Origin of the sequence: Streptomyces sp. 7-21 (genome assembly GCF_016741785.1) — a bacterium.
Lineage (GTDB): Bacteria > Actinomycetota > Actinomycetes > Streptomycetales > Streptomycetaceae > Streptomyces.
Genome location: NZ_JAERRL010000009.1, coordinates 116,382 through 142,221 on the forward strand (window position 1 = coordinate 116,382; position 25,840 = coordinate 142,221).

At 73.4% G+C, this 25,840-nt stretch carries 16 protein-coding genes; 10 read left to right on the plus strand and 6 right to left on the minus strand.

All coding sequences use genetic code 11. The features are described 5' to 3' along the window. Window positions 1–51 precede the first annotated feature (51 nt). Entirely contained in the window at window positions 52–705 is a 654-nt protein-coding gene (locus JK356_RS13715) for a DUF1449 domain-containing protein (RefSeq protein ID WP_201868031.1), read from the minus strand. A gap of 230 nt (window positions 706–935) precedes the next feature. Between JK356_RS13715 and JK356_RS13720 the strand changes: the two genes are divergently transcribed. The 8 genes from JK356_RS13720 (at window position 936) to JK356_RS13755 (ending at window position 10,790) form a co-directional block, all read left to right on the plus strand. Next, on the plus strand, window positions 936–1,958 hold the full coding sequence (locus JK356_RS13720) for a LacI family DNA-binding transcriptional regulator (RefSeq protein WP_236671263.1): 1,023 nt from the start codon (window positions 936–938) through the stop codon (window positions 1,956–1,958). Between the two features lie 164 nt (window positions 1,959–2,122). After that, window positions 2,123–3,442: an extracellular solute-binding protein gene (locus JK356_RS13725; protein WP_307815565.1), complete on the plus strand. Its 1,320-nt coding sequence runs from the start codon at window positions 2,123–2,125 to the stop codon at window positions 3,440–3,442. Between the two features lie 243 nt (window positions 3,443–3,685). Further along, entirely contained in the window at window positions 3,686–5,002 is a 1,317-nt protein-coding gene (locus JK356_RS13730) for an extracellular solute-binding protein (RefSeq protein ID WP_201868035.1), read from the plus strand. Window positions 5,003–5,069: 67 nt separating this feature from the next. Next, window positions 5,070–5,927, plus strand: a complete 858-nt coding sequence (locus JK356_RS13735; protein WP_201868037.1) for a carbohydrate ABC transporter permease — start codon at window positions 5,070–5,072, stop codon at window positions 5,925–5,927. 86 nt (window positions 5,928–6,013) lie between these two features. Next, window positions 6,014–6,838 (plus strand): carbohydrate ABC transporter permease, encoded by an 825-nt coding sequence (locus tag JK356_RS13740; protein WP_236671293.1) that lies wholly within the window; start codon window positions 6,014–6,016, stop codon window positions 6,836–6,838. A gap of 35 nt (window positions 6,839–6,873) precedes the next feature. After that, window positions 6,874–9,174, plus strand: coding sequence for a glycoside hydrolase family 3 N-terminal domain-containing protein (locus tag JK356_RS13745; protein WP_201868039.1), 2,301 nt, complete (start codon window positions 6,874–6,876; stop codon window positions 9,172–9,174). 50 nt (window positions 9,175–9,224) lie between these two features. After that, the gene (locus JK356_RS13750; protein ID WP_201868040.1) at window positions 9,225–10,145 is read left to right on the plus strand and encodes an oxidoreductase; all 921 of its coding nucleotides are present in this window, start codon (window positions 9,225–9,227) and stop codon (window positions 10,143–10,145) included. Window positions 10,146–10,331: 186 nt separating this feature from the next. Next, entirely contained in the window at window positions 10,332–10,790 is a 459-nt protein-coding gene (locus tag JK356_RS13755) for a DUF6882 domain-containing protein (RefSeq protein ID WP_201868042.1), read from the plus strand. A gap of 391 nt (window positions 10,791–11,181) precedes the next feature. On the opposite strand, the gene ppdK is transcribed toward JK356_RS13755, so the two are convergent. Both ppdK and JK356_RS13765 read right to left on the minus strand, forming a co-directional pair. Further along, on the minus strand, window positions 11,182–13,830 hold the full coding sequence (gene ppdK / locus JK356_RS13760) for a pyruvate, phosphate dikinase (RefSeq protein ID WP_201868177.1): 2,649 nt from the start codon (window positions 13,828–13,830) through the stop codon (window positions 11,182–11,184). Between the two features lie 325 nt (window positions 13,831–14,155). Further along, complete coding sequence (locus tag JK356_RS13765) at window positions 14,156–15,376, minus strand: ROK family transcriptional regulator (RefSeq protein ID WP_201868044.1); 1,221 nt, start codon at window positions 15,374–15,376, stop codon at window positions 14,156–14,158. Window positions 15,377–15,590: 214 nt separating this feature from the next. Between JK356_RS13765 and JK356_RS13770 the strand changes: the two genes are divergently transcribed. Both JK356_RS13770 and JK356_RS13775 read left to right on the plus strand, forming a co-directional pair. Next, window positions 15,591–17,042 carry a trehalase family glycosidase gene (locus JK356_RS13770; protein ID WP_307815568.1) on the plus strand — a complete coding sequence of 484 codons (1,452 nt, stop codon included), beginning with the start codon at window positions 15,591–15,593 and terminating at the stop codon, window positions 17,040–17,042. Next, window positions 17,011–18,996, plus strand: coding sequence for a glycogen debranching N-terminal domain-containing protein (locus JK356_RS13775; RefSeq protein ID WP_201868178.1), 1,986 nt, complete (start codon window positions 17,011–17,013; stop codon window positions 18,994–18,996). Before JK356_RS13770 ends, JK356_RS13775 begins: the two co-directional genes overlap by 32 nt. 40 nt (window positions 18,997–19,036) lie before the next feature. On the opposite strand, the gene dusB is transcribed toward JK356_RS13775, so the two are convergent. The 3 genes from dusB to JK356_RS13790 all read right to left on the minus strand — a co-directional run bounded on the left by dusB (window position 19,037) and on the right by JK356_RS13790 (window position 25,773). Beyond that, complete coding sequence (gene dusB, locus JK356_RS13780) at window positions 19,037–20,191, minus strand: tRNA dihydrouridine synthase DusB (protein ID WP_201868179.1); 1,155 nt, start codon at window positions 20,189–20,191, stop codon at window positions 19,037–19,039. Window positions 20,192–20,432: 241 nt separating this feature from the next. Next, the gene (locus JK356_RS13785; RefSeq protein ID WP_201868048.1) at window positions 20,433–23,750 is read right to left on the minus strand and encodes a BTAD domain-containing putative transcriptional regulator; all 3,318 of its coding nucleotides are present in this window, start codon (window positions 23,748–23,750) and stop codon (window positions 20,433–20,435) included. Window positions 23,751–24,390: 640 nt separating this feature from the next. After that, the gene (locus tag JK356_RS13790; protein ID WP_201868050.1) at window positions 24,391–25,773 is read right to left on the minus strand and encodes a glycine--tRNA ligase; all 1,383 of its coding nucleotides are present in this window, start codon (window positions 25,771–25,773) and stop codon (window positions 24,391–24,393) included. Window positions 25,774–25,840 lie beyond the last annotated feature (67 nt).

Consider the following 25,840-nt stretch of genomic DNA (forward strand, 5'->3'; position numbering starts at 1 on the left):
CCGGGCGGGGGTCGCCCGGCGCGCACGGCCGGACACGCCCCCAGAGACGCGTTACGGCAGCGCGCGGTTTCCGTCCGTGTCCGGAAGATCCCCCGCGTCGTAGGGAGCGACCCAGAAGAACGCCCCGTCGGGCTCGTAGGCGAAGATGAGGGCGCGGCGCCCGGACGTCAGCTCGGCGGCCTCCGGTCCCTCGGCCCGCACCTGGATGACGGCGGTGCCGCCATCGTCGGCGTCGACTTCGGCCTGGCCGAACCCGGAGGTCACACGGCTGGTGCGCACGATGCACACCTTGCCCACGAAGTCCTCGTGGTAGAGACCGCTTGCCGCGGGGAAAGCCTTCCGCAGCGGGAGCACGAGCAGCCACGTGCCTGCCCAGCCGACGAGGAGCGCGCCGACGGGGACCAGGGCGCGCGCCGGTCCGGATTCGATCAGCTCGGCCCCGGCCATGCTGGCGAACCAGCCGAGCGCGATGACCAGGGAGACGGGCACCGCGGCGGGCACGCCGCCGAGCCCGAGTGCGGCGAGGGCGCCGCCGACGGCCCCCGCCGACCCCGGTTCCGGGCTGTCGGCGACGGAGCCGCCGATACCGAAGACCAGGGAGAACAGCCAGAAGATGACGACCACGGCGAGGGGGAAGGTGAAGACCACGGCCGGGTACGTGAGCGCCGTTGCCGCGAAGTCACCGAAGTCGGCGAAACCCCCCATGGTGCTCCCCCTCGCTGCCCGCCGGTGCTTGGCGGTCCCTTTTATACGTCAGGCGTGCCGGGGACGGTACCGGCGCCGCCGCACGGGGCCCCTTGGGGCCGTAGCCTTTCCGGAATAAGGTTGAAAAACTTCCGGTCCCTGGTCGGTGGATCATGGGGTCCGGACAGCTTGTGAGAGAACGCCGCACCGGCACACGGGAGACGGGACGGCTTGACGCGAAGAGGGTGCCCATGCCAGGGGAACGCAAGGTGACGATCACGGCCATCGCGAGGGAGGCGGGCGTTTCGGTGCCCACCGTGTCGCGGGTGGTCAACGGGCGCTCCGACGTCGCGCCGGACACCCGTGCGCGGGTGGAGGAACTGCTGCGCCAGTACGGCTACCGGCGCCGCCCCAGCGCGCCCGGTGAGCGCGCGGCCCTGCTCGATCTGGTCTTCAACGACCTGGACAGCCCGTGGGCGGTGGAGATCATCCGGGGCGTCGAGGAGGTCGCGCACTCCTCCGGCATCGGCACCGTCGTCTCGGCGATCCACGACCGGGCCGGGGCGGCGCGGCAGTGGATGACCAACCTGCGGGCGCGCGCCTCGGACGGCGTGATCCTGGTGACGTCCGTGCTGGAGCCGGTGCTGCACAAGGAGCTGCACCGGCTGGGCGTGCCGATAGTGGTGGTGGACCCGGCCGGCGCCCCGGCGCTGGCGGCGCCGACGATCGGCGCGACCAACTGGGCGGGCGGCATGGCGGCGACCGAGCACCTGCTGGAGCTGGGGCACCGCCGGATCGGTTTCATCGCGGGGCCGCCGCGGCTGCTGTGCAGCCGGGCGCGGCTGGACGGCTACCGGGCGGCGCTGGAGTCGGCCGGGGTGGGGCTGCGCGAGGAGCTGGTGGTGCCGGGCGACTTCTACCACGAGTCGGGCTTCACGGGCTGCGAGAAGCTGATGTCCCTGGACGAGCCGCCGACGGCGCTGTTCGCGGCGAGCGATCAGATGGCGATGGGCGCGATGGAGGCGCTGCGGCGGCGAGGGCTGCGGGTGCCGCAGGAGGTGAGCGTCGTCGGCTTCGACGACCTGCCGGAGATGCGCTGGTCGGCGCCGCCGCTGACGACCGTCAGGCAGCCGCTGGCCGAGATGGGCAAGGTCGCGGCGCGGACGGTGCTGCGGCAGGCGCGCGGTGAGGAGATCGACTCGCCCCGCGTCGAGCTCGCCACGGAGCTGGTGGTGCGCTCGTCGACGGCGCCGCCCCCCGGCGCGGCGGGCTGACCCGCCGCCGGCGGCCGCCAGGGGCCGGAAGCGGCCAGAAGCAGCCGGAAGCAGCCGGTTCGTAACCATCTTGAAACATCCGGCGCCGTTGACGGTCCCATTACCTCCCCGTACCTTCGCTCGGCATCCACCGAAAGTTCTCGTTGTGATTCCGGAAGGCAGGGGTGGGTGTGACCCGTTTCCTCGACCGCAGGCCGCCGCGGCGGCTCCGAGCCCTCACCATGGCCGCCGCGCTCCCGCTTGCGGCCTCCGCGCTGGCGGCATGCGGCTCCAGCGGCCCCGGCGGCGGCGGTGACGCCCTCGACGTCTGGGTGTACCAGGACGCCTCCACGGTGGTGCAGGAAGACCTCATCAACCGGTTCAATGCGCAGTCCGACATCGACATCAACATGGTCTCGGTCCCGGGCGAGAACTACCAGGACCGGATGCGGACCGCGATGGGCGGCGGCGACGCCCCGGACATCTTCTTCAACTGGGGCGGCGGCAGCATCAGCGACTTCGTCGCCGAGGACCAGCTCGTGGACCTCACCCCGTACTTCGAGGAGGACGAGGAGTTCCGCAACGCCTTCGTCCCGACCGTGCTCGACGCGGCGGCCATCGACGGGCGGTACTACGGCGTGCCGATGCGCGGCGTGCAGCCGGTGATCCTCTTCTACAACCAGACGCTCTTCAACGACTTCAACGTCGAGCCGCCGGAGACGTACGAGGACTTCCTCAACCTGGTCGACACCTTCCAGGACGAGGGCATCACCCCGGTCGCGCTCGGCGGCGGTGACGCGTGGACCGAGCTGATGTGGCTGGAGTACCTGCTCGACCGCCAGGGCGGCGCGGAGGTCTTCGAGACGATCCAGTCCGGCGACATGAGCGCCTGGGGCGACCCGGCGGTGCTGGAGGCGGCCCAGATGGCCGTGGACCTCACCGAGATGGGCGCCTTCGGCGACAACTACCGCTCCACGCGGTACACCAACGACGCCATCTCGACCTACTTCGCGCAGGGCGAGGCGGCCATGCACCTGATGGGCAGCTGGGAGTACTCCAACCAGATGGCCAACCAGCCGGAGTTCGCCGAGAACGACCTGGCGTACACCGTCTTCCCGGTCATCGAGGGCGGCGCGGGCGACCCGGCGGCCATCGTCGGCAACCCGGCCAACTACTGGTCCGTCAACTCCCAGGTCGAGGGTGAGCGCCTCGAGGCCGCCATCGAGTTCCTGAAGATGACCGCCGAGCCGGAGTACACCGAGGCGCTGATCGCCAACGGTGAGGTGCCCGCGGCCACGGACGCCGACGAGCTGCTGGAGCAGCACCCCGAGCCCGATTACGCGCGGTTCGTCTACGACATGGTCATGAACGCCCCGACGTTCCAGATGTCCTGGAACCAGGCGCTGCCCGTGCGCCAGGCGACGCCCATGGACAACGCCATCCAGGAGATGTTCAGCGGCCAGCTGACGCCTGAGGAGTTCGTCGCCGAGATGCAGGACCTGTAGCTCTCACCTGCGGCGTTCGGTCCCGCGCGCCGACGATCTTTCGGGTTCCTCCCGGAAGGTCGTCGGCGCGCTTTTCGTTCCTCCACCCCCCTGACCTGCGACGATGCACCCCCTTCCTTTCGAGGGCGTCTCGCGTAATCATCTTGATATCGGCTGAACCGTTGACGTGAGACGCCCGCGGCCGTAACTTCCTTCGGCATCCGACCCGATAATTTTCGGCGAATTTCCGGAAGGTTTGGTGCGATGCGAACGGTGCTGTTCCCTCGGCGCGTGTCCAGACGGTGGCGCCCACTCGCGGCTGCCGCCGCGCTGACGGTCACAGCCTCCACCCTCGCGGCCTGCGGTTCCAGTGGCCCCGGCGCGAGCGGCGACACGCTGGAGGTGTGGGTCTACCAGGACGGCTCGTCCACCATCCAGGAGGACTTCGTCGAACGCTTCAACGAGGAGTCGGACATCGACATCGAGCTGGTGTCGGTGCCGGGTGAGAACTACCAGGACCGGATGCGCACCGCCATGGGCGGCTCCAACGCACCGGACATCTTCTTCAACTGGGGCGGCGGCAGCATCAGCGACTTCGTCGCCGAGGACCAGCTGGTCGACCTCACCCCGATCATCGAGGACAATCCGGATCTCGCCGAGTCGTTCGTCCCGTCGATCATGGAGTCCGGGGCCGTGGACGGGCGGTACTACGGGATCCCCATGCGCGGCGTGCAGCCGGTGATCCTCTTCTACAACCAGACGCTCTTCAACGACTTGAACGTCGAGCCGCCGGAGACGCTCGACGACCTCTACGACCTCGTCGACACCTTCACCGCGGAGGGCATCACCCCCATCGCGCTCGCCGGCGCCGAGGAGTGGCCCGCGCTGATGTGGCTGGAGTACCTGCTGGACCGCCAGGGCGGCTCCGAGGTCTTCCAGCGCATCGTGGACGGCGACTCCAGCGCCTGGGGCGACCCGGCCATGCTGGAGGCGGCCCAGCACGTCGTGGACCTGCGGGAGGCCGGCGCGTTCGGCGACAACTTCCGCTCGGTGACCTACACCAACGACGCGATCTCTACCGTCTTCGCCCAGGGCGACGCGGCCATGCACCTGATGGGCAGCTGGGAGTACCCCAACCAGCTCACCAACCAGCCGGAGTTCGCCGAGAACGACCTGGCCTACACCACCTTCCCCGTCATCGAGGGCGGCGCAGGCGACCCGACCGCCGTGGTCGGCAACCCGACCAACTACTGGTCCATCAACGCCCAGGTCGAGGGTGAGCGCCTCGACGCCGCCATCGAGTTCCTGCGGCTGATGGCCAGCGAGGACTACGCCCGGGCGCTGATCGAGAACGGCGACATCCCGGCGACCACCAACGTCGACGAACTGATCGACGAACACCCGAACCCCGAGTACGCCCAGTTCCAGCAGGAGATGATCACCAACGCCTCCAGCTTCCAGCTCTCCTGGGACCAGGCGCTCCCGAGCCGGCAGGCCACGCCCATGCTCAACGCCATCAGCGAGCTCTTCGGCGGGTCACTGACCCCGGAGGAGTTCGTCAACGAAATGCAGAACCTCTAGGGCGGACGTGTAAGTCACCGTGAAAGCAGACCTCACCCCCGCGCCGCCGCGCACCGGTCGCCCAGGCATGGCCTGGGCGATCCCGGGCGTGCTGTTCTTCCTCTTCTTCGCCGTCGCCCCCATGGGCATCGTGGCGTACCTGTCGTTCACCGACTGGGACGGCATCGCCTCACCCAGCTGGGTCGGCTTCGACAACTGGTCGCGGCTGTTCGGCGACGACCGCATGCAGAACGCCGTGGGCCTCAGCCTCATGCTGACGGCGCTGTCCTGGCTGTTCCAGACGCCGATCGCGCTGCTGCTGGGCGTCTGGGCCGCAGGCCGCCAGCGGAACCGGGCCATCCTGTCGGCGATCTTCTTCCTGCCGCTGCTGGCGTCCTCCGTGGCGCTGGCCCTGCTGTGGCGGACGCTGTTCGACCCGAACTTCGGCCTGGCCCCGGACATCGCCGACCTCCTCGGCATGGAGACCGCCGACATCCTCGGCACCTCCAACGGCGCTTTCGGAGCCGTGCTGTTCGTCACCGCCTGGCAGTTCATCCCGTTCCACATGCTGATCTACCAGGGCGGCGCGCGGCAGATCCCCAAGTCGCTCTATGACGCCGCGTCCATCGACGGCGCCGGCAAGGTGCGGCAGTTCTTCGTCATCACCCTGCCCCAGCTCCGCAACACCATCGTCACCTCCACGGTGATCATGGTGGTGGGCGCGCTGACCTACTTCGACACGATCCTCGTCCTCACGCGAGGCGGCCCGGGTGACGCCACGGCCATCGTCCCGTACCTGATGTACGAGCAGGGCTTCCGGGCGGCCGACTTCGGCTACGCGAGCGCCGTGGCCATGGCCCTGGTCGTGACCGCCACCGCCATCTCCCTGCTGCTCGTGCGGATCACCGGCTTCAGCAGGATGCGCAGCACCATGGAGGGGATGTGAGCCAGACCATCCGCAAGGAGTCCGTCACCAAGGTGGCTCCCGCCCCTCCGGCCGCGGGCCCCGGGCCGCACCCGGCAGCACAGCGCCTGGTCAAGCTGCGCCGGGCGAACTGGCCCGCGGGGATCGCCGCCCTCATCTGGCTGGCGATCGTCGTCATCCCGCTGTACTCGATGCTGATCTCGACCGTGCAGGACCGGGCGGACTACCTGCAGAACGGTCCGCTGTCGCTGCCGGACTCCGTCTCGTTCAGCAGCTACCAGACCGTCCTTGAGGGCGAGTTCTTCCGCTACCTGCTCAACACCGTGATCGTCACGGTCGCCTGCGCGGCCATCTCGATCGTGGCGGCGACCACTGTCGCCTACGCGGTCGTCCGGAACCGCTCGCGCGTCACCCAGCGCTTCTTCCAGCTCTTCCTGCTGGGTCTGGCCATCCCCGCGCAGGCCACGATCATCCCCGTGTACTGGATCATCACCGAGCTGCAGATGTACGACACGCTGCTCGCGATCATCCTGCCGACCGCCGCGTTCTCCCTCCCGGTGAGCGTGCTCATCCTCGTCGGCACCATGCGGGACATCGGTGAAGAGCTGTATGAGTCCATGGCTCTCGACGGCGCGAGCCCGACCCGGATGCTGCTCCAGCTCGTCGTGCCCATGTCCCGGGCCGGCATCTCCACTGTGGGCGTCTTCTCCGCCCTCAACGCCTGGAACGGCTTCCTCTTCCCGCTGATCCTCACCCAGTCACAAGAGACGAAGGTCCTGACGCTCGGCCTGTACGACTACGTCGGAGAGTTCCGCACGGACATCCCGTCGCTCCTCGCCGCCGTGGTGCTGTCCATGGTGCCGATCTTCATGGCCTATCTCTTCGCCCGGCGTCAGCTCATCAACGGCCTGATGGGCGTCGGCGGCAAATGACCGCCGTGGTCGGCAACCCCGCGACAAGGAGCCTCATGCACCACCCCTGGCAGGACACCGCCCTTCCCGCCCGGATCCGAGCGGCCGCGCTCCTCTCACAGATGACCCTGGAGGAGAAACTGGCCCAGCTCGTCGGCATCTGGCCGGGCTCGGACAACAGCGCGGCCGACGAAGACGTTGCCCCGATGCAGCACGAGCTGAACTCCGTGCAGCAGGACCCGCAGTCGCTGCTGCCGCACGGGCTGGGCCACCTGACGCGGCCGTTCGGCACCGCGCCCGTCGACCCGACGGAGGGCGCCCGCACCCTGGCCGACGACCAGCGCCGCATCGCGCAGGCCAACCGGTTCGGCATCCCGGCGATCGCCCACGAGGAGTGCCTGACCGGTTTCGCGGCCTGGCAGGCGGCGATATTCCCGACTCCGCTGGCGTGGGGCGCCACCTTCGACCCCGCGCTGGTGGAGCGGATGGGCCGCCTGATCGGCGAGTCGATGCGCTCGGTCGGCATCCACCAGGGGCTCGCGCCCGTGCTCGACGTGGTGCGCGACCCGCGGTGGGGCCGCACCGAGGAGGCCATCGGCGAGGACCCGTACCTGGTGGGCACCATCGGCGCCGGCTACGTCAAGGGCGTCGAGTCCGCGGGCGTCGTCGCTACCCTCAAGCACTTCGTCGGCTACTCGGCCTCGCGCGGCGCGCGCAACCACGCGCCCGTGCCGATGGGTCCGCGCGAACTCGCGGACCTGATGCTGCCGCCCTTCGAGATGGCGCTGCGCGACGGCGGCGCCCGCTCGGTGATGAACGCCTACAACGACATCGACGGCATGCCCGCCGCCGCCGACCGCCGGCTGTTCACGGAGCTGCTGCGCGAGCGCTGGGGCTTCGAGGGCGTCGTCGTCTCGGACTACGGCGCCGTGTCGTTCCTGGAGATGTCCCACCACGTCGCCGCGAACGCCGCCGAGGCCGCCGCGCTGGCGCTGACCGCGGGCATCGACATCGAGCTGCCCTCGGTGCGCTGCTACGGCGAGCCGCTGCGGAAGGCCGTCGAGTCCGGGGACGTGCCCGAGGAGCTGGTGGACCGCGCCGCGCTGCGCGTGCTCACGCAGAAGGCCGAGCTGGGGCTGCTGGACGCCGACTGGTCGCCGGAGCCGGCCGCGCTCGCGGACGGCGCCAGCACCGTCGACCTCGACCCGCCCGCCATGCGGGAGGTCTCCCGGCGCCTGGCCGAGGAGTCCGTCGTGCTGCTGGCCAACGACGGCGGCGCGCTGCCGCTGGCGCCGGCCGAGGGGGCGCGGATCGTCGTCACCGGCCCGCTGGCCGACGACCCGGCCGCGATGCTCGGCTGCTACACCTTCCCGCGCCACGTCGGCGTGCAGCACGAGGGCCTCCCGCTCGGCGTGGAGGTGCCGACCCTGCTCGCCGCGCTCCGCGACGAGCTGCCCGGCGCCGACGTCACCTACGCCGAGAACCCGGCGGACGCCGGCGAGGCGGCGGCCATCGTCGTCGCCGTCGCCGACCGCTCCGGTCTCTTCGGCCGCGGCACCTCCGGCGAGGGCTGCGACGCCGCGACCCTCGACCTGCCCGACAACCAGGGCGAGCTGGTCGACGCGGCGATCGAGGCGGGGGCGGCCACCGGCACGCCCGTCGTGCTGGTGCTGCTGACCGGCCGGCCCTACGCGCTGGGCCGCTGGGAGGGCAAGCTCGCCGCCGTCGTGCAGGCGTTCTTCCCCGGCGAGGAGGGCGGCCCCGCGGTGGCCGGTGTGCTGTCGGGGCGGATCAACCCCTCCGGGCGGCTGCCCGTCGGCGTGCCGCGGCACACCGGCGGCCAGCCCTACGGCTACCTGGCCCCGCAGCTCGGGCAGCTGGGCGAGGCCAGCAACATCGACCCGACGCCGCTGTACCCGTTCGGCCACGGCCTGTCGTACACCACGTTCGACTGGACGGACGCCGCGCTGGACGCGACGACCGTGCCGACCGACGGCGGCACCACGGTGCGGATGCGGGTCACCAACACCGGCGACCGCGCCGGGACCGAGGTCGTCCAGCTGTACCTGCACGACCCCGTAGCCCAGATCACCCGCCCGGTCAACCGCCTGATCGGCTACGCCCGGGTCGAACTGGCGCCCGGCGAATCCGCCGAGGTGCGCTTCCCGTTCCACGCCGACCTGGCGTCCTACCCGGTCTCGGCCGACCGGCGGATCGTCGAGCCGGGCGCCCTCCAGCTGCGGCTCGCCGCCTCCAGCGGCGACATCCGGCACTCCCTGTCGCTCGACCTCACCGGGCCCGAGCGGACGGTCGGCTTCGACCGCAGGACCCGCTGCGAGGCCGAGGTCGTCAGGTGACGCTCCGGGCGCGGTCCCGGTGACGAGCGGATGCTCCTACCCTTGAGGTCATGGGCTGGACCGTACGGGACATCCCGGACCTCAAGGGCCGCACCGCCGTGGTGACCGGCGCCAGCGGCGGCCTGGGTTTCGTCACAGCATGTGAACTCGCCCGGCACGGCGCACGCGTCGTCCTCGCCTGCCGCAGCCAGCGGCGCGGCGAGGAGGCGCTGGACCGGCTGCTGCGCCAGGTGCCGGAGGCGCGCGCCGAGCTGATGCTCCTCGACCTCGCCGACCTGGCGTCGGTCCGCGCCTTCGCCGCCGACTACGGCGACCGCCCGCTGGACGTCCTGGTCAACAACGCGGGCGTGATGGCCGTCCCGCGCTCCCGCACCTGTGACGGTTTCGAGACGCAGTTCGGCGTCAACCATCTCGGGCACTTCGCCCTCACGGGCCTGCTCCTCGACCGCCTGCTCGGCGCGCCGCGGGCCCGCGTGGTGACGGTTTCCAGCCTGCTGCACCTGCTGGGGAACGTCGACCTCCACGATCTCAACTCCGAGCGCCGCTACCGGCCATGGCTGGCGTACGGGCGGTCGAAGTCGGCCAATCTGCTGTTCACGCACGAACTCGCGCGCCGTGCCCGCCGCTGGGACGGCCGCCTGACCGCCGCCGCCGTCCACCCCGGCTACGCCCGCACCGGCCTGCCGGCGACCGGGCCGCGCCTGGCCAGCCACCGCGGCCGCGAGCGGCTGCTGCGGCTGGCCGACCGCCTGGCGGCCGCCCCGCCCGAAGTCGGCGCCGCCCCCACGCTGTTCGCCGCCACCGCGCCGGGTGTGCGCCCCGACTCGTTCACCGGGCCCGCCATCATGGGCGTCCGCCGGCTGCGGGGCGGCCCCGGCGGGCCGTGGCGCGCCCGCTGGACCCGCGACGACCGCGTCTCCGCCCGGCTGTGGCGTGCCTCGGAGGAGCTGACGGGGGTGCGCTACCCCTGACCGGCGGCCTGGCTGACACCCCGTCATGAGCGGCCGCCAGCGGGCCGGATGGCCGCGTAGCCCGCAGACAAGCGCCAGGGCAGGCGGCACAGAAGCGGCACAGGAGCAGCACGGTAGCGGCACAGTAGCGGCAGGGTAGCGACGTCACAGCGCGAGACGACGCACTGGGAAGGAAGGCCGCTGCCGATGCCTGCGACGACCAGCGAGCCCTTCAGCCGGGAGTTCGAGGAGGCCGGCGCGTACTACGCCGCGGTCGCGGCGGCACAGCAGGAGGTGTACGCGGCGTATCAGCCGGCGCGGGGTGAATGGCGGCTGAGTTACCGCCAGGGCCTGTTCACCAGCGGCGGGAAGACGCTTCACCAGTCGCCGCTCTGCTTCTTCGGCACGGACGCGAGCTGGCTGTGGGCGTGGGCCAACGAGCAGACGCACCCGCCCGGCTCCGAGCGCCTCGCACGCGCGCTGTGGCTGCGGGCCTTCGGCGAGCGCCACCGGATAGCCGAGCTGGTCACCCCGCGGCTGGAGCTGGCGGGCTTTCCCGACCCGGCGGCGGCCGCCTGGCGCCTGGCCATGCTGGGCTCGGGGCGCTGCGGGCGCGCGGCCTGGCGACCGCGCCGATGCCCACGGGCGCGCGGGCGCTCGTCGTGATCGACGACGCCGAGGTGCCCGCCGCGCCGTACCAGCCCGCCGCCCTGGACCGGATCCTCAGCGAGGCCACCGGCCTGTTCTCCGGGGCGCCGCGGCTGACGCTGGCGGGCTTTCTGCGCCACCACGGCTCACGCTCCGCGCGGCCCCGGGCGGGGCGCTGCACGCGGAGCACGTTGCAGGGCACGCGGTGGCGGCGCGGTCCGGCGACGACGGCCGGCTGTCGGTGCTCTCTCACGGGCCGGCCGGCCGCGCCGCGGCCGGATGACCGCGGCGCGGCCCAGGCTGCGGGGCGGGCGCCTCCGCACAGGCGCCCGCCCCCGGGCCCGTGGGGCCGGGCTCCGGCGCCGGTGAGGGTTGACGGAAGGGCGCGGAGCCCGGCTGGCGGCGGCGGCTAGGAGGCCGCGGCCGCCGCCCGGCCGGCTTCCAGCCGGGCCACGGGGATACGGAACGGCGAGCAGGACACGTAGTCGAGCCCCGCCGCGTGGAAGAAGTGGACGGAGGCCGGGTCGCCCCCGTGCTCACCGCAGACGCCGAGCTTGAGGTCCGGCCGTGCGGCGCGGCCCTCCCTGGCGGCGGTGCGCACCAGCGTGCCGACGCCCTCGGTGTCGAGGGTCTCGAACGGGGAGGCGCCGAAGATGCCCTTCTCCAGGTAGGCGGCGAAGAAGCTGGCCTCGACGTCGTCGCGCGAGAAGCCCCAGACGGTCTGGGTGAGGTCGTTGGTGCCGAACGAGAAGAAGTCGGCGGCCCGGGCGATCTGGCCGGCCGTCAGTGCGGCGCGCGGCAGTTCGATCATCGTGCCCAGCGGGATATCCGGGACGCCGGCGTCCGCGAGGACGCGTTCTGCCTCGGCGCGCACCAGCTCCAGTTCCTGGACGGTGCCGACGAGCGGGATCATGATCTCAGGGCGCGGATCGCCGCCCTGGGCGCGCCGTTCGGCGGCGGCCTCGGCGATGGCGCGGACCTGCATGGCGAACAGGCCGGGCACGACCAGGCCCAGGCGCACGCCGCGCAGCCCCATCATCGGGTTCTGCTCGTGCAGCCGGCGCACGGCGGCCAGCAGCCGCCGGTCGTGCTCGGTGGGCCGCAGCGCCACGCGCACCGACAGCTCGGTGAGGTCGGGCAGGAACTCGTGCAGCGGCGGGTCGAGCAGGCGGATGGTCACGGGCAGGCCGTCCATCGCCTCCAGCAGCGCGGTGAAGTCGCGGCGCTGGAGCGGCAGCAGGTCTGCCAGGGCCGCCTCGCGCTCCGCGTCGTCGGCCCCCGCAAGGATCAGCCGCTCGACCAGCGCGCGGCGTTCGCCGAGGAACATGTGCTCGGTGCGGCACAGACCGATGCCCTCGGCGCCGAACCGGCGGGCGCGGGCGGCGTCTTCCGGGGTGTCGGCGTTGGCGCGCACGGCCAGGCCGCGGGCGCGGTCCGCGAGCGTCAGCAGGCGGTGGACGGCCGCGACCGTCTCGTCGTCGGCGGAGCCGGTGCCGCCGGTGCCCGTTGTGCCGTCCGGACCGGTGGTGCCGCCGCTGTCGAAGTACCGCATCACCGCGGAGGGCTCGACCGGCAGCGCGCCCGCCCAGACCCGCCCGGTGGTGCCGTCCACGGACAGCACGTCGCCCTCGCGGACGACGGTGCCGTCCGCCGTGGTGAGCATGCGGTGCTCGGTGTCAACGTCGAGCGCCTCGGCTCCGCATACGCACGTCTTTCCCATTCCGCGCGCGACGACGGCCGCGTGGGACGTCTTGCCGCCCCGCGAGGTGAGGATGCCCTCGGCCGCGAGCATGCCGTCGAGGTCGTCCGGGTTGGTCTCGCGCCGCACCAGGATGACGCGTTCGCCGTCGCGGGCCCGCGCCACCGCGGTGGCGGAGTCGAAGACCGCGGCGCCGACTGCCGCGCCCGGCGAGGCCGGGACGCCGGTGGCCAGCAGCGGCGCGGTCGCGCCGGCGTTCCCGCCGAAGCGGGGGAACATCAGCTGCGCGAGCTGCCCGCCGGTCACCCGGCTGAGCGCTTCCCGCTCGTCGATCAGCCCCTCGTCGAGGAGCTGGCAGGCGATGCGGAACGCGGCGACAGCGGTGCGCTTGCCGACCCGGGTCTGGAGCAGCCACAGCTTGCCCCGCTCGATGGTGAACTCGATGTCGCACAGGTCACGGTAGTGCCGCTCCAGCAGCGTCATGGCGCGCAGCAGCTCGTCGTAGGCCGCCTTGTCCAGGCGCTCCAGCTCGGCGAGGGGCACGGTGTTGCGGATGCCCGCGACCACGTCCTCGCCCTGGGCATTCGGCAGGTAGTCGCCGTACACGCCCTGCCGTCCGGTGGCCGGGTCGCGGGTGAAGGCGACGCCGGTACCGGAGTCGGGGCCGGTGTTGCCGAAGACCATGGCGACGACGTTCACCGCCGTGCCGAGGTCGTCCGGGATGCGCTCCTGGCGCCGGTAGACGCGGGCACGCTCGCCGTTCCAGGAGTCGAACACCGCCCGGATGGCGGCGTCGAGCTGGGCGCGCGGGTCCTGCGGGAAGTCCGCACCGGTCTGTTCGCGGACCAGGTCCTTGAACCGGCTCACCACGCCGCGCAGGTGACTGGCGTTCAGGTCCGCGTCGGTGGCGGCTCCGGTGGCGCGCCGGGCGGCCTCGAGCCGCTCCTCGAAGAGGCCGCCGTCGATGCCCAGCACGGTCTTGCCGAACATCTGGATCAGCCGCCGGTAGGAGTCCCAGGCGAAGCGCTCGTCGCCGGAGCGGGCGGCCAGCCCGTGCACCGAGACGTCGGTGAGGCCGACGTTGAGGACGGTGTCCATCATGCCCGGCATGGAGTGGCGGGCGCCGGAGCGGACGGAGACGAGGAGGGGGTCGTCGCCGTCGCCCAGGCGCTTGCCCATGGCGCGTTCCAGCGCGGCGAGGTGCGCACTCACCTCGTCGCGCAGGGCCGGCGGCTCGGCGCCGGTGCGCAGGTAGGCGCGGCAGGCCTCGGTGGTGAGGGTGAAGCCCGGAGGGACGGGCAGACCGAGGCGGGTCATCTCGGCGAGGTTGGCGCCCTTCCCGCCGAGCAGGTCCTTCATGTCCTTGTCGCCCTCGGCGAAGGCGTAGACGTACTTGACCGGTTGTTTCACCCGTTGCTTCACCGGTTGTTCCACCGGCTGCTTCACCGGGCGCGCCGCCGGCGGCTCCGGCGGGCTGATGAGGGGAGGTGTTTGTGTATCCGGCACGGGACGTCGGCTCCTCGTGAACGGCTGCCCTGACGTCGGGGAGACTACCCCGATCACCGCTCATCTGAGCACCCCTTTCCAACAAACGTGGCAGCGCTCACGCGCGCGAAGGGCACGGATCCCCCCAAAGCAGGGCAGCATCGCGGCAATCGGAGCCAGTGAGGCGAGAGAAGACGGCCTACAGGCCGCGAGCGGCGAGGCGGGCGTCGGCCTGCGCGGGCGCGTACAGGTGCTCGGTCACCAGGGCGGCCGCCCCGGCGAGCCCGGCCCGCTCGGTGCCGAGCGAGGAGGTGACGACCTGGAGGTAGGCGGTGGTGCGGGGCATGGCGCGCTGGTACAGCAGTTCGCGGACGCCGGTGAGGAACGGCGGCCCGGCCAGGTCTCCCGCGATCATCAGCACGCCCGGGTTGAGCAGCGTCACGACCGTGGCCAGCACCTCACCGAGCAGCCTGCCCGCGTCCCGGGCCAGCCGCACCGCGTCCGGCTGGCCGATCGCCAGCTGGTCGCGCACACCGGAGCCGGAGGCTGTCGGGACGCCCGCCGCCGTGAGCCGCTCGGCCAGCGCCCGGCCGCTGGCGACGGCCGCCAGGCAGCCGTAGTTGCCGCACCTGCACAGCGCATCGGGATAGTCACTCAGCCGGATGTGACCTATATCACCCGCGCCGCCGTCAATCCCCCGGTATATCCCGCCGTTGACGACCATGCCGGCGCCGATGCCGGTGGAGACCTTGACCAGCAGGAACGCCGCGCAGCCGGGGAAGCCGTGGCGCTGCTCGCCGAACGCCATCACGTTGGCGTCGTTCTCCACCAGCACGGGCAGGTCCGCCACCGGGCCGTCGGCCGTGATCTCGCCCCCCGTGTGACGCGCCAGCGCCTGGCGCATCCGCTCCCGCACCGGGAAGCGGTCCCAGCCCGGCATCATCGGCGGCTCCGCGAGCTGGCCGGCCTCGAAGTCCACCGGCCCGGGCACGGACAGCCCGACGCCGCACACGGCCGCCAGCGGCAGCCCGGCCTTCTCCAGCAGCAGGGCGAACCACTGCGCGAGCCGGTCCAGCACCGCCTCGGGCCCCTCGTCGATGAGCAGGGCGCCGGTGTGCTCCGCCAGCACACCGCCGCCGAGATCGAGAACCGCCGCGCAGGCGTGGCGGGTTTCCAGGTCGGCGGCGAGCACCACGGCATGTGACGTATCGAACTCCAGGCGCAGGGCGGGGCGCCCGCCCGTGGACGCGGGACCCGGTTCACCGGGCGTCTCGCGCACCCACCCGGCGCGGAACAACTGGTCCAGGCGGTGGCCGACCGTGGACCTGGACAGGCCGGTGACGCGCTGGAGTTCACCCCGGGTCGCCGCCCGGCCCTGCCGGATGAGCCGCAGCAGATGGCCCGCGCTCGCCTGCGTCATCGCCGTGCCCTCCGGTAGCCGTTTGCGCCGTGTGCCCAGTATTTTCCTCCCCCTTTTCGCTTGTGAAGCCGATATTACAGGTGTACTTTTGCGTGTTAAGTAGACGTAACTCTGCGGTACCGTCAACAAAACAGCTGGCCCCGCAAGCGGCAGCGGCGACGACAAGTCCCCCGGAGCACACGTGGAACGCGCTGAGACATCCGACAGTCCCTCCGTGACCGCTTACACCGGTGCCCGCCGTGTCCTCGCCGCCAACTGGACCGGATCCTCCACCGTCCCCTCGCGGGCGCTGTATCCGCACCAGTGGAGCTGGGACTCGGGCTTCGTCGCCATCGGCCTGCGCCACCTCTCCGCCGAGTACGCCCAGCGCGAGCTGGAGACGCTGCTGCACGCGCAGTGGGAAGACGGCCGCGTGCCGCACATTGTGTTCAACCCGGCCGTTCCGCTGACGGCCTATTTCCCCAGCCCCGACTTCTGGCGCTCCTCCTCGTCGGGGAAGCGGGCCGGGGCGCCGGCCCGCGTTGAGACCTCCGGCATCGTCCAGCCGCCCATCCACGCCCTCGCCGCCTGGCTGGTCCACCAGGCCGATCCCGCCGCCTGTGCGCGACGTGGGTTCCTCGAGCGCCTCTACCCGCGCCTGGTCGCCTGGCAGCGGTACCTCACCGGCTCCCGCGACCTCGGCGGCCACGGGCTGGCGGCCATCGTCCACCCCTGGGAGTCGGGCATGGACAACAGCCCGTGCTGGGACGCGCCGCTCTCCCGCGTCGAGCCCGCCGCCGCGGGCTCCTTCCGCCGCGCCGACCTGGACCACGGCGTTCCCGCCGACCGCCCCACCGACCTCGACTACGGCCGCTACGTGCGGCTGGCGGCCGACTACCGCGACCAGGGATACCTCGACGGCCCGGCCGGCCGCGGGGTCCCGCACCGCTTCGCCGTGGAGGACCCCGGCTTCAACGCCCTGCTGATCGCCTCCGAGCACGCGCTGGCCGGCATCGCCCGCCGCGTCGGCGCCGACCCGGCCGACCACCTGGTGCGCGCACAGGAGCTGACCACCGCGCTGCTCAAGCGGCTGTGGCACGAGGAGGACGGCCTGTTCCTCTGCTACGACGTGCTGCGGCGCGAGCCGATCCGGGAGCGCGGCGCCACCGGGCTGCTGCCGCTGCTCGTGCCGGGGCTGCCGGCGCACGTGGTCAGGGCGCTGCTGCGGACGGCCGCGGGGCCCTCGTTCGGGCTGGGCGGGGAGGCGCTGCTGGTGCCCAGCTACGACCTCACCGGACGGGCCTTCGACCCGGCCCGCTACTGGCGCGGACCGGCATGGTTCAACGTCAACTGGCTGCTGGAGCGCGGCCTGCGGTGCCAGGGCGCCACGCAGGCGGCCGACGCGCTGCGCACCGCCGCCGTCCACGCCGCCGCAGCCTCCGGCTTCGCCGAATACGTCGACCCGCGCACCGGCCGGGGGCGCGGCGCCCGCGACTTCAGCTGGACCGCCGCGCTGACCATCGATCTTCTGGCGTCCGACCCGGCCGGCCCGGCTGGCCTGCCGGCGCCGCGCTCCGCCCGCAACGAACTGCCGGACGAGCTGCCGGAAGAGCTGCCGAGGGGACTGCCGAGGGGATGGGAGAACGAGAAGAGTGATCAGCACGCGCCACTGCCTGCTCGTCCGTGACGGCACCTTCGCCGCGGTGACCCCGTCGGGCGACATCACCGGGGAACGCGGCACCTGGCCCGACGGCCTGTTCGAGCGTGACGCGCGCCACCTGAGCCGCTGGCAGCTCACCATGGACGGCGGCACGCCAACGGTGCTGGCACCGGCCTCGGACGCGGCCCCGGACGGCACGGCGGTCAGCGTGCTGGTCCCGCCGGGCGGCAGGTCGGAGGCGCCGGCGCACACCGTCTTCCGCGAGCAGGCCGTGACCGCCGGGACACTGACCGAGCGGCTGCGGGTGGGCAGCAACCGCGGCGAGCCGTCCGCCGTGCTGCTGGCGCTGACGGTGGACGCCGACTTCGCCGACCAGTTCGAGCTGCGCTCCGATCACCGCTTCTACGACAAGCCGTACGCCGTGCGCACCCGCACCATGCTGCCCGACGGCGTCGAGTTCGGCTACCGGCGCCAGGACTGGGAGTCGAAGACCACCATCACCGCCGACCCCGCCCCCGACGCCGTGGAGGAGACCGGCAGCGGGGCGCGGCGGCTGGTGTGGCGGCTGGAGCTGGCCGCCCACGCCACGGCCGAGATCCGCCTGACCGTGCGGGCACTGCCGCACGGCGCGCCGGACCCGCTGGAGACCGTGCCCGACCCGCTGCCGCGCGCCGCGGGCGGGACCGGGGGCGCCCCGGACACCGGGGACAACACCGGGGACAACACCGGGAACGCCGCCGCGGACGGCCCGCCCGGGCTGGCCCGCGCCCGCGCCCGGGGCCTGGCCGACCTGGCCGCGCTGCGCGTGGCCGCGACCGGCCCGGACGGCGAAGCGCTGCGGGTCCCGGCGGCGGGGGTGCCGTGGTTCGTCACGCTGCTGGGCCGCCACGCGCTGATCACCTCCTGGTTCACCCTGGCGCAGCAGCCCGACCTGGCCGCGGCGACCCTCGCGGCGCTGGCCGCGACGCAGGCGACCGGCGAGGACGCCGAACGCATCGCCCAGCCCGGGAAGATCGTGCACGAGGTCCGGCAGGGTGAGCTGGCTCACTTCCGTCAGGTGCCCTACGACCGGTACTTCGGGGCCGTCGACTCCACGCCGCTGTTCGTGGCGCTGCTTGGCGCACACGCGCGGGCCACCGGCGACGACAAGCTCGCCCTCCGGCTCCAGCGGCAGGCACGGGCCGCCGTGGCGTGGATGTTCGACCACGGCGGGCTCGGCGACCGGGGCTACCTGCTGTACCAGGCCGACCGCGGCGGGCTGGCCAACCAGAGCTGGAAGGACTCCCCCGGCGCGGTGTGCACCGCCGACGGCACGCCCGTGCGCGGCGTCATCGCGGCCGCCGCGCCGCAGGGTTACGCCTACGAAGCGCTGCGGCAGGCGGCGCACCTGGCGCGCGCCGTGTGGGACGACCCGGGCTACGCCGCACGCCTGGAGGACGCCGCGCGACAGCTGCGCCAGCGGTTCCTGGCCGACTTCTGGCTGCCGGAGGAGAACTTCCCCGCGCTGGCGCTGGACGGCGAGGGAAACGCGGCCGACGCGCTGGCCTCGGACGCCGGGCACCTGCTGTGGACGGGGCTGCTCGACCAGGAGCGGGGCGAGGCCGTCGGGCGGCGGCTGCTGGCGGCGGACTTCTTCTCCGGCTGGGGCATCCGCACCGTCGCGGCGGGCCAGGGCGCCTACCACCCGCTGGCGTACCACCGCGGCTGCGTGTGGCCGCACGACAGCGCGATCGCGGCGCTCGGCATGGCACGGTACGGGCTGCGGGAGGAGGCGGCGACGGTGGCGCGGGGGCTGCTGGACCTGGCGGCGCGCACCGGCTACCGGCTGCCGGAGGTGATCGGCGGCTACGGCCGCGACGAGCACCCGGACCCGGTGCCCTACCCGCACGCCTGCTCCCCGCAGGCGTGGTCGGCCGCTACCCCGTTCGCGCTGACGACGGTCCTGGCGGCGGCCGGGCCGGCCGCGGCGGACCCGTCGTAACCGCCCGGCCGCGCGCTACGGGCACGGGCGGCCGCCCGGCTCAGCCGCCGGAGGTGTCCAGCTCGGCGCCGGCCAGCAGCGCGGCGTCGACGGCGCACGGGTCGTCGAGCCAGCCGTCGGGCAGGGCCACGCGGTTCTTCCCCGAGGTCCGGCCCCGGGGGCCCTCCGCGCCGGCCGGCCACGGCTGGTCCAGGTCCAGCTCCGCCAGCAGCTCCCGCAGCTCCGCCAGCGACCCGGCGGTCGCCAGCCGCCCGCGCTGCACCGAGCCGACGGAGAAGCCCTTGAGGTACCAGGAGACGTGCTTGCGGAAGTCGATGACGCCGCGCGCCTCGTCGCCGAGCCACTCCCCCAGCAGCCGCGCGTGCCGCAGCATCACGTCGGCCACCTCGCGCAGCGACGGCCGGGTGCCGGGGGCGCCGGGATCGCCGAACGCCGCGACCAGGTCGGCGAAGAGCCACGGCCGCCCCAGACAGCCCCGGCCCACCACCACGCCGTCGCAGCCGGTCTCCCGGACCATCCGCACCGCGTCGGCGGCCGACCAGATGTCGCCGTTGCCCAGCACCGGGATCTGCGGGACCGCCTCCTTCAGCCGGGCGATCGCCGACCAGTCGGCCTTCCCGCCGTAGTGCTGCGCGGCGGTGCGGCCGTGCAGCGCGACGGCGCTGATGCCCTCCTCGACGGCGATGCGCCCGGCGTCCAGATACGTGGGGTGGTCGTCGTCGATGCCCTTGCGCATCTTCATCGTCACCGGCAGACCGCCGGCGCCGCGCACCGCCGCGCGCAGGATGGCGCGCAGCAGCGGGCGCTTGTACGGCAGCGCCGAGCCGCCGCCCTTGCGGGTCACCTTCGGGACGGGGCAGCCGAAGTTGAGGTCGATGTGGTCCGCAAGGTCCTCGTCGGCGATCATCCGGGCGGCGCGGCCGACGGTCTCGGGGTCCACGCCGTACAGCTGGATGGAGCGCGGCTTCTCGGCGGCGCCGAAGCGGATGAGACGCATGGTCTTCTCGTTGCGCTCCACCAGCGCCCTGGTGGTGATCATCTCGCTGACGAACAGGCCGCGGCCGCCGGCGAACTCGCGGCAGAGCGTGCGGAAGGGCGCGTTCGTGATCCCAGCCATGGGCGCCAGGACCACGGGCGGGTCTACGGTCAGCGGTCCGATGTGCAGCGGCTGGGTCACGCCCCCATTGTCCCTGATCGCCGCGGTGCTCCTGGCGCCGTCCCGGTCCGGCCCGGTGCGGAACGCGTCACGCCGCCGTCATCCCCGCGTCAGGGCCGGCGCGGAGAGTGGTTGCGGCGCCCCGGAAAGCCCGTGAAGTCAACTGGCCAGCCCACTCCGGGGCGCACACCAGACCGGCCCGGGGCGGAGGCGGGCAGCCGTGGCGTGTCCCGCGGACCGTGCGGACCGCACCGCCGGGGGGTGTAGTCGGTCCGGGGCGTCAGTCCGGGGTGACGTCCGTGGCGAGCGTCTGCGCCACCTCCGCCGCCTCGGGCAGGGACATGGCGGTATACAGCTCGTACGCCCGCCGCAGCTGGGCCTCGGCGGCGACGGGGGCGCCGCGGTCCCGGGCGATCCCGCCCAGCACGCGGGCGGCCCGTGCCTCGCCGGGGCGGGCGCCGGTGGCGTGGTGCAGGTCGACCGCCTGCTGGGCGTGGCCGGCGGCGGCTTCCAGGTCGCCGTCGGCCCGTTCCGCCTCCGCCAGCGCGGTCAGCGCCTGGGCCCGCAGCACCCGGTGCGCGTCGCCGATGACGTCGAGCGCCTCGGAGGCGTGGCGCCGCGCCTCGCCGGGATCGCCCCGGGACAGGGCGTGTGCCGACAGCCCGATCAGCGCCTCGGCCGTGCCGTTGCGGTACCCGGCGTCCCGCGCGGAGGCGAGGGCCCGGTCCAGGTGTTCCCTGGCGCGGGCGGGGTCCTCGGCCAGCAGCGTGCCGGCGAGGATGACGCGGGCGTCGGCCTCGACCCGGACGTCGCCCGCCCACTGGCTCCGCTCCAGCACGCCGGCGGCGGTGGCACGGGCCCGGGACAGGTCGCCGCGGGCGTGGTGGATGCGGGCGATGTCGTTGAGCACGGGCCAGCGCTCGGGGTCCTCGTCGCCGTCGGACAGGCCGGCGATGGCCTTCTCGGCCTCGCGCAGCGCGCTGTCGTAGTCGCCGGTGTTGCGGCGGACGCTGGCGAGGTTGCCGAAGACGACGGCGGCCTGGCGGGTGGGTTCCTGCTGGGCGATCAGGCGGCAGGACGCCTCCAGGTGCCGCTCCGCCTGGCGCAGGTCCAGGCCCTCGTAGGCGGCGCCGAGGTTGCCGTGCATCGTGGCGGTGACGGCGGTCAGGCCGTGGCGCTCGGCCAGCCGCAGACCCTTGGTGAACAGCTCGACAGCCCGTTCGACCCGGCCCTGCCAGTAGGAGCTGCCGGCCAGGTTGTTGAGGACGGCGATCTGGCCCTCGGGCCAGTCGGCGGCGGCGAACGCCTCGACGGAGCGCTCCAGGTAGGCGACGGCGCGGTCGACGGCCCCGGCGCGCCACCACGCCTGGCCGGTGCTGTGCAGCATCTCCGCCTCCGCGGTGCGGTCGCCCGCGGCACGCGCCGCGCCCAGAGCGGCCTCGGCGGCCCGCAGCCAGTCCGTGGTCAGCGAGCGCCGGGCCAGGAAGCCGCGCAGCGCGTCGACCAGGAACCACGAGTAGCGGCCCAGGGCGTCGCCGCGGGAGCCGCGCCCGGCGGCCCAGTGGATGGCGGCGAAGAGGTTGGCGCGCTCGGCGGACAGCCACGCCGCGGCCCGCTCGGCGTCGGCGAAGCGCGGCCCGGCCTCGGCGGGCGGGCGCGGCATGCGGCGGAAGAGGGGCTCGATGAGGGCGGCGGCCCGGTCGGCGCCGCCGAGGTAGTGGGAGAGCAGCCGTTCCAGGGCCGCCTCGCGCTCCGCCGGGGCGCACTCGGCGGCGGCGCGCTCACAGGCGTAGTCCCGCATCAGGTCGTGGAAGCCGTAGCGGCCGGGGCTGCGGGACTGCACGAGGCTGGCGGTGGCGAGGCGTTCGAGGGCGCGGCGGGCCGTGGCGACGGGCAGCCGCGTCAGCGCCGCGGCCGCGTCGGGCGTCACGTCCCGCCCCGGCACGAGCCCGAGCAGCCGGAAGACGGCGCGCTCGGTGCCGCCGAGCGCCGCGTAGGACAGGTCGAACGCGCCCCGCACGGCCGCCTGCGGGTCGTCGTCGACGCCGAGTTCGGCGAGGCGGTCGCCGTGGCGGAGCTCCTCGGCGTAGCCGGCGATGTCCTGGTGCCGGGCGACGAGGTTGGCGGCGGCGATGCGCAGGGCCAGCGGGATGTGGGAGCACAGCCGCGCCAGTTCGGCGGCGGCCTCCGGTTCGCGGTGCACCCGGTCCTCGCCGAGCAGGCTCGCCAGGAGGCGCACGGAGTCGGCGGGGCCGAGGGGATCGAGCGCGACGGTGCGGGCGCCGTGGAGCGCCAGGCCGCGCAGGGCGTTGCGGCTGGTGATCAGGACGGCGCAGGACCGGCCGCCGGGCAGCAGCGGGCGGATCTGCTCGGCGTCGGCGGCGTTGTCCAGCACCACGAGCATGCGGCGGCCGGCCAGCAGGGTGCGGTAGAGGGCCAGCTGCTCGTCCTCCTCGACGGGTATCTGCTCGCGCGGGGTGCCCAGGGCGCGCAGGAAGCGGGCGAGGACGCGGGTGGGCGCGAGGCGGCCGCCGGCGGCGTAGCCGCGCAGGTCGGCGTGGAGCTGCCCGTCGGGGAAGTGACCGCTGCTTTCGTGGGCGGCGCGGACGGCGAGCGCGGTCTTGCCGACGCCGGGTGAGCCGGTGACGACGAGGATGCGCGGGCCCTCGCCCTCGGTCAGGCCCTTGGTGATGTCGGCCAGTTCGACCTCGCGGCCGACGAAGTCGGGCAGGTCGGGCGGCAGTTCCAGTGGACGCCGGGGAGGTTCCGGGCGTGCCCCGGCGGCGTCGGCCGCGGCGGGCCCGGCAGCGGGTTCGGCCGCCGGTTCGGGGACGGGCGGCGGGGCGGGCGGCTCGCCGCGCAGGAGGGCGGTGTGGAGCTCGCGCAGCTCCGGTCCGGGGTCGGCGCCGAGTTCGTCGCGGAGCACGGCGCGGACGCGGGCGTAGGTGCCCAGGGCCTCGGCCTGGCGCCCGCCCCAGGCGAGGGCGAGCATCAGCTGGGCCCAGAAGCGTTCGCGCAGCGGGTGTTCCGCGGTGAGGTGGCGCAGCTCGGAGACGACGCACGCGTGGCCCGCGCCGGCGCGCAGGTCGAGGTCGATGCGGCGCTCCAGGGCGGTGAGGCGGCGCTCGGCCAGCGCGGGGACCAGCTCGCGGTGGAGCGAGTCCGAGGGCACGTTGGACAGGGCCGGGCCGCGCCACAGCGCCAGCGCCTCGTGGAGCAGGGCGCGCTCGGCCGTGAGGTCCTCGCGGCGGGCGGCCTCGTCGGCGCGGGCGAGCAGCGCGTCGAAGGCCCACAGGTCCACGGAGCCGGGGGCGGTGTCGAGCAGGTAGCCGTCGGGGCGGGTGAGGATGACGCGGGGGCCCGCGGCGCCGAGGGCGTTGCGCAGGCGCATCACGTACGCGCGCAGCGTGCCCCGGGCGTCGCCCGGCGGGTTCTCGCCCCACAGATGACCGGCGAGTTCGTCGAGGGAGACCACCTGGCCCCGGCGCCAGAGCAGGACGGCGAGGAGCGCGCGCTGCTTGGCGGCCCGCAGCTCCACCGGGACGCCGTCCCTGACCACCTCCAGGGGGCCGAGCATGCGGAACTCCAGCTCGGGCACGGCCCTCCTCTCGTGTTCACCTGTAACGCCGCTCGCACCACGCGTCACCTGCGCGGGTGCGTTTCCGGATTTACCGTAGCAATCTCGCTCGGCGTCAGCCGGAGGTCATGCGGACGTCGTGTGCGGGCAGGAGGATGGGCACTGCCGCGCCGCGGCTCGCCCGGGGGACGGGCCGCGCGCGGCCCCCACGCGGTCCCGCGCCCGCGCCAGTTCGCTGCCGTGACGTGGGCGGATAAAGGTGTGGCGCCGCACCAGGCGCTCGCGCTCGGAGTGTACGCCACCCTCATGCCCGCTCGATCACGGCCGAAGACCGCCCCCGGCGCACCGCGGCTGGTCGCGCTGGCCGCCTCACCGAACATGTGCAAGCACCTCACCAGGCTCTCGCAAGCCCTGCGCGTCAGCGAAGGCGGCGGACGGGCCTGCCACGCCGCGCCTCGGCGGCCCGGGGCGGCAGCTGACGCGGGCCACCGAGGACGGCCGTGCCCGGGGCGGGTTTACCGCCCCGGGCACGGGAGCACAGGACGCGGCCTGGCAGCGGCCGCGGGCGCCGTCCGCGTTCGCGGCCCGCCCCTCAGGCACGAGGGCCCGTTGCGGCCGGCGGGCCGCCAGCGGCGTCACGGCGTGGCGTGGTGGTGCCAGGTCAGCAGCCGACGAGGCGGGCCGCCAGGTAGGACTCGACCTGGTCGAGGGAGACCCGGTCCTGCTTCATGGAGTCGCGCTCGCGCACCGTCACCGCGTTGTCCTCGAGGGTGTCGAAGTCGACGGTCACGCAGAACGGCGTGCCGATCTCGTCCTGGCGGCGGTAGCGGCGGCCGATCGCGCCGGCGTCGTCGAACTCGATGTTCCAGTTCCGGCGCAGCGCCGCGGCCAGCTCACGCGCCTTCGGGGACAGCTGCGGGTTGCGGGACAGCGGCAGCACCGCCACCTTCACCGGGGCCAGTCGCGGGTCGAGGCGCATGACGATGCGCTTCTCCATCTTGCCCTTGGCGTTGGGCGCCTCGTCCTCGGTGTAGGCGTCGAGCATGAACGCCAGCATGGTGCGGCCCACGCCCGCTGCCGGCTCGATGACGTACGGCGTCCAGCGCTCCCCGGCCTCCTGGTCGAAGTAGCTCAGGTCCTGGCCCGAGGCCCGGGAGTGCGCGGTGAGGTCGTAGTCGGTGCGGTTGGCGATGCCTTCCAGCTCACCGAACTCCGAGCCGGCGAAGTTGAACCGGTACTCGATGTCGACCGTGCGCTTGGAGTAGTGCGACAGCTTCTCCTTGGGGTGCTCGTACCAGCGCATGTTCTCCTCGGACAGGCCGAGGTCGCGGTACCAGTTCCAGCGCTGCTCCATCCAGTAGCCGTGCCAGGTCTCGTCTTCGCCCGGCTTGACGAAGAACTCCATCTCCATCTGCTCGAACTCACGGGTCCGGAAGATGAAGTTGCCCGGCGTGATCTCGTTGCGGAAGGACTTGCCCATCTGGGCGATGCCGAACGGCGGCTTGCGGCGGGAGGTCTGCTGCACGGCTGCGAAGTTCGTGAAGATGCCCTGGGCGGTCTCCGGCCGCAGGTAGGCGAGGGAACCGGAGTCCTGCGTCGGACCGAGGTGCGTGGCGAGCAGGCCGGAGAACTGCTTCGGCTCGGTGAACCCGCCCTTGTTGCCGCAGTGGGGGCAGTTGACGTCCGCCAGTCCGCCGGCCGGGGCGTGCCCGTGCTTCTCCTCGTACGCCTCCTCCAGGTGGTCGGCGCGGAAGCGCTTGTGGCACGAGGTGCACTCGGTGAGCGGGTCAGTGAACGTCTCGACGTGCCCGGACGCCTGCCACACCTCCGTCGCGAGGATCACCGAGGAATCGATGCCCACGACGTCGTCGCGGGAGGTGACCATGGCCCGCCACCACTGGCGCTTGATGTTCTCCTTCAGCTCCACACCCAGCGGTCCGTAGTCCCAGGCGGCGCGCTGCCCGCCGTAGATCTCGCTGCTGGGGTAGACGAAGCCACGGCGCTTACTCAGGCTGACGATGGTATCGATCTTGTCGGCGGCCACGGTGCTCTCTTCGGGACGAGGGACCAGATGGAATTGCCTCAGGTTACCGGCGTACAAGGGGGCGGCA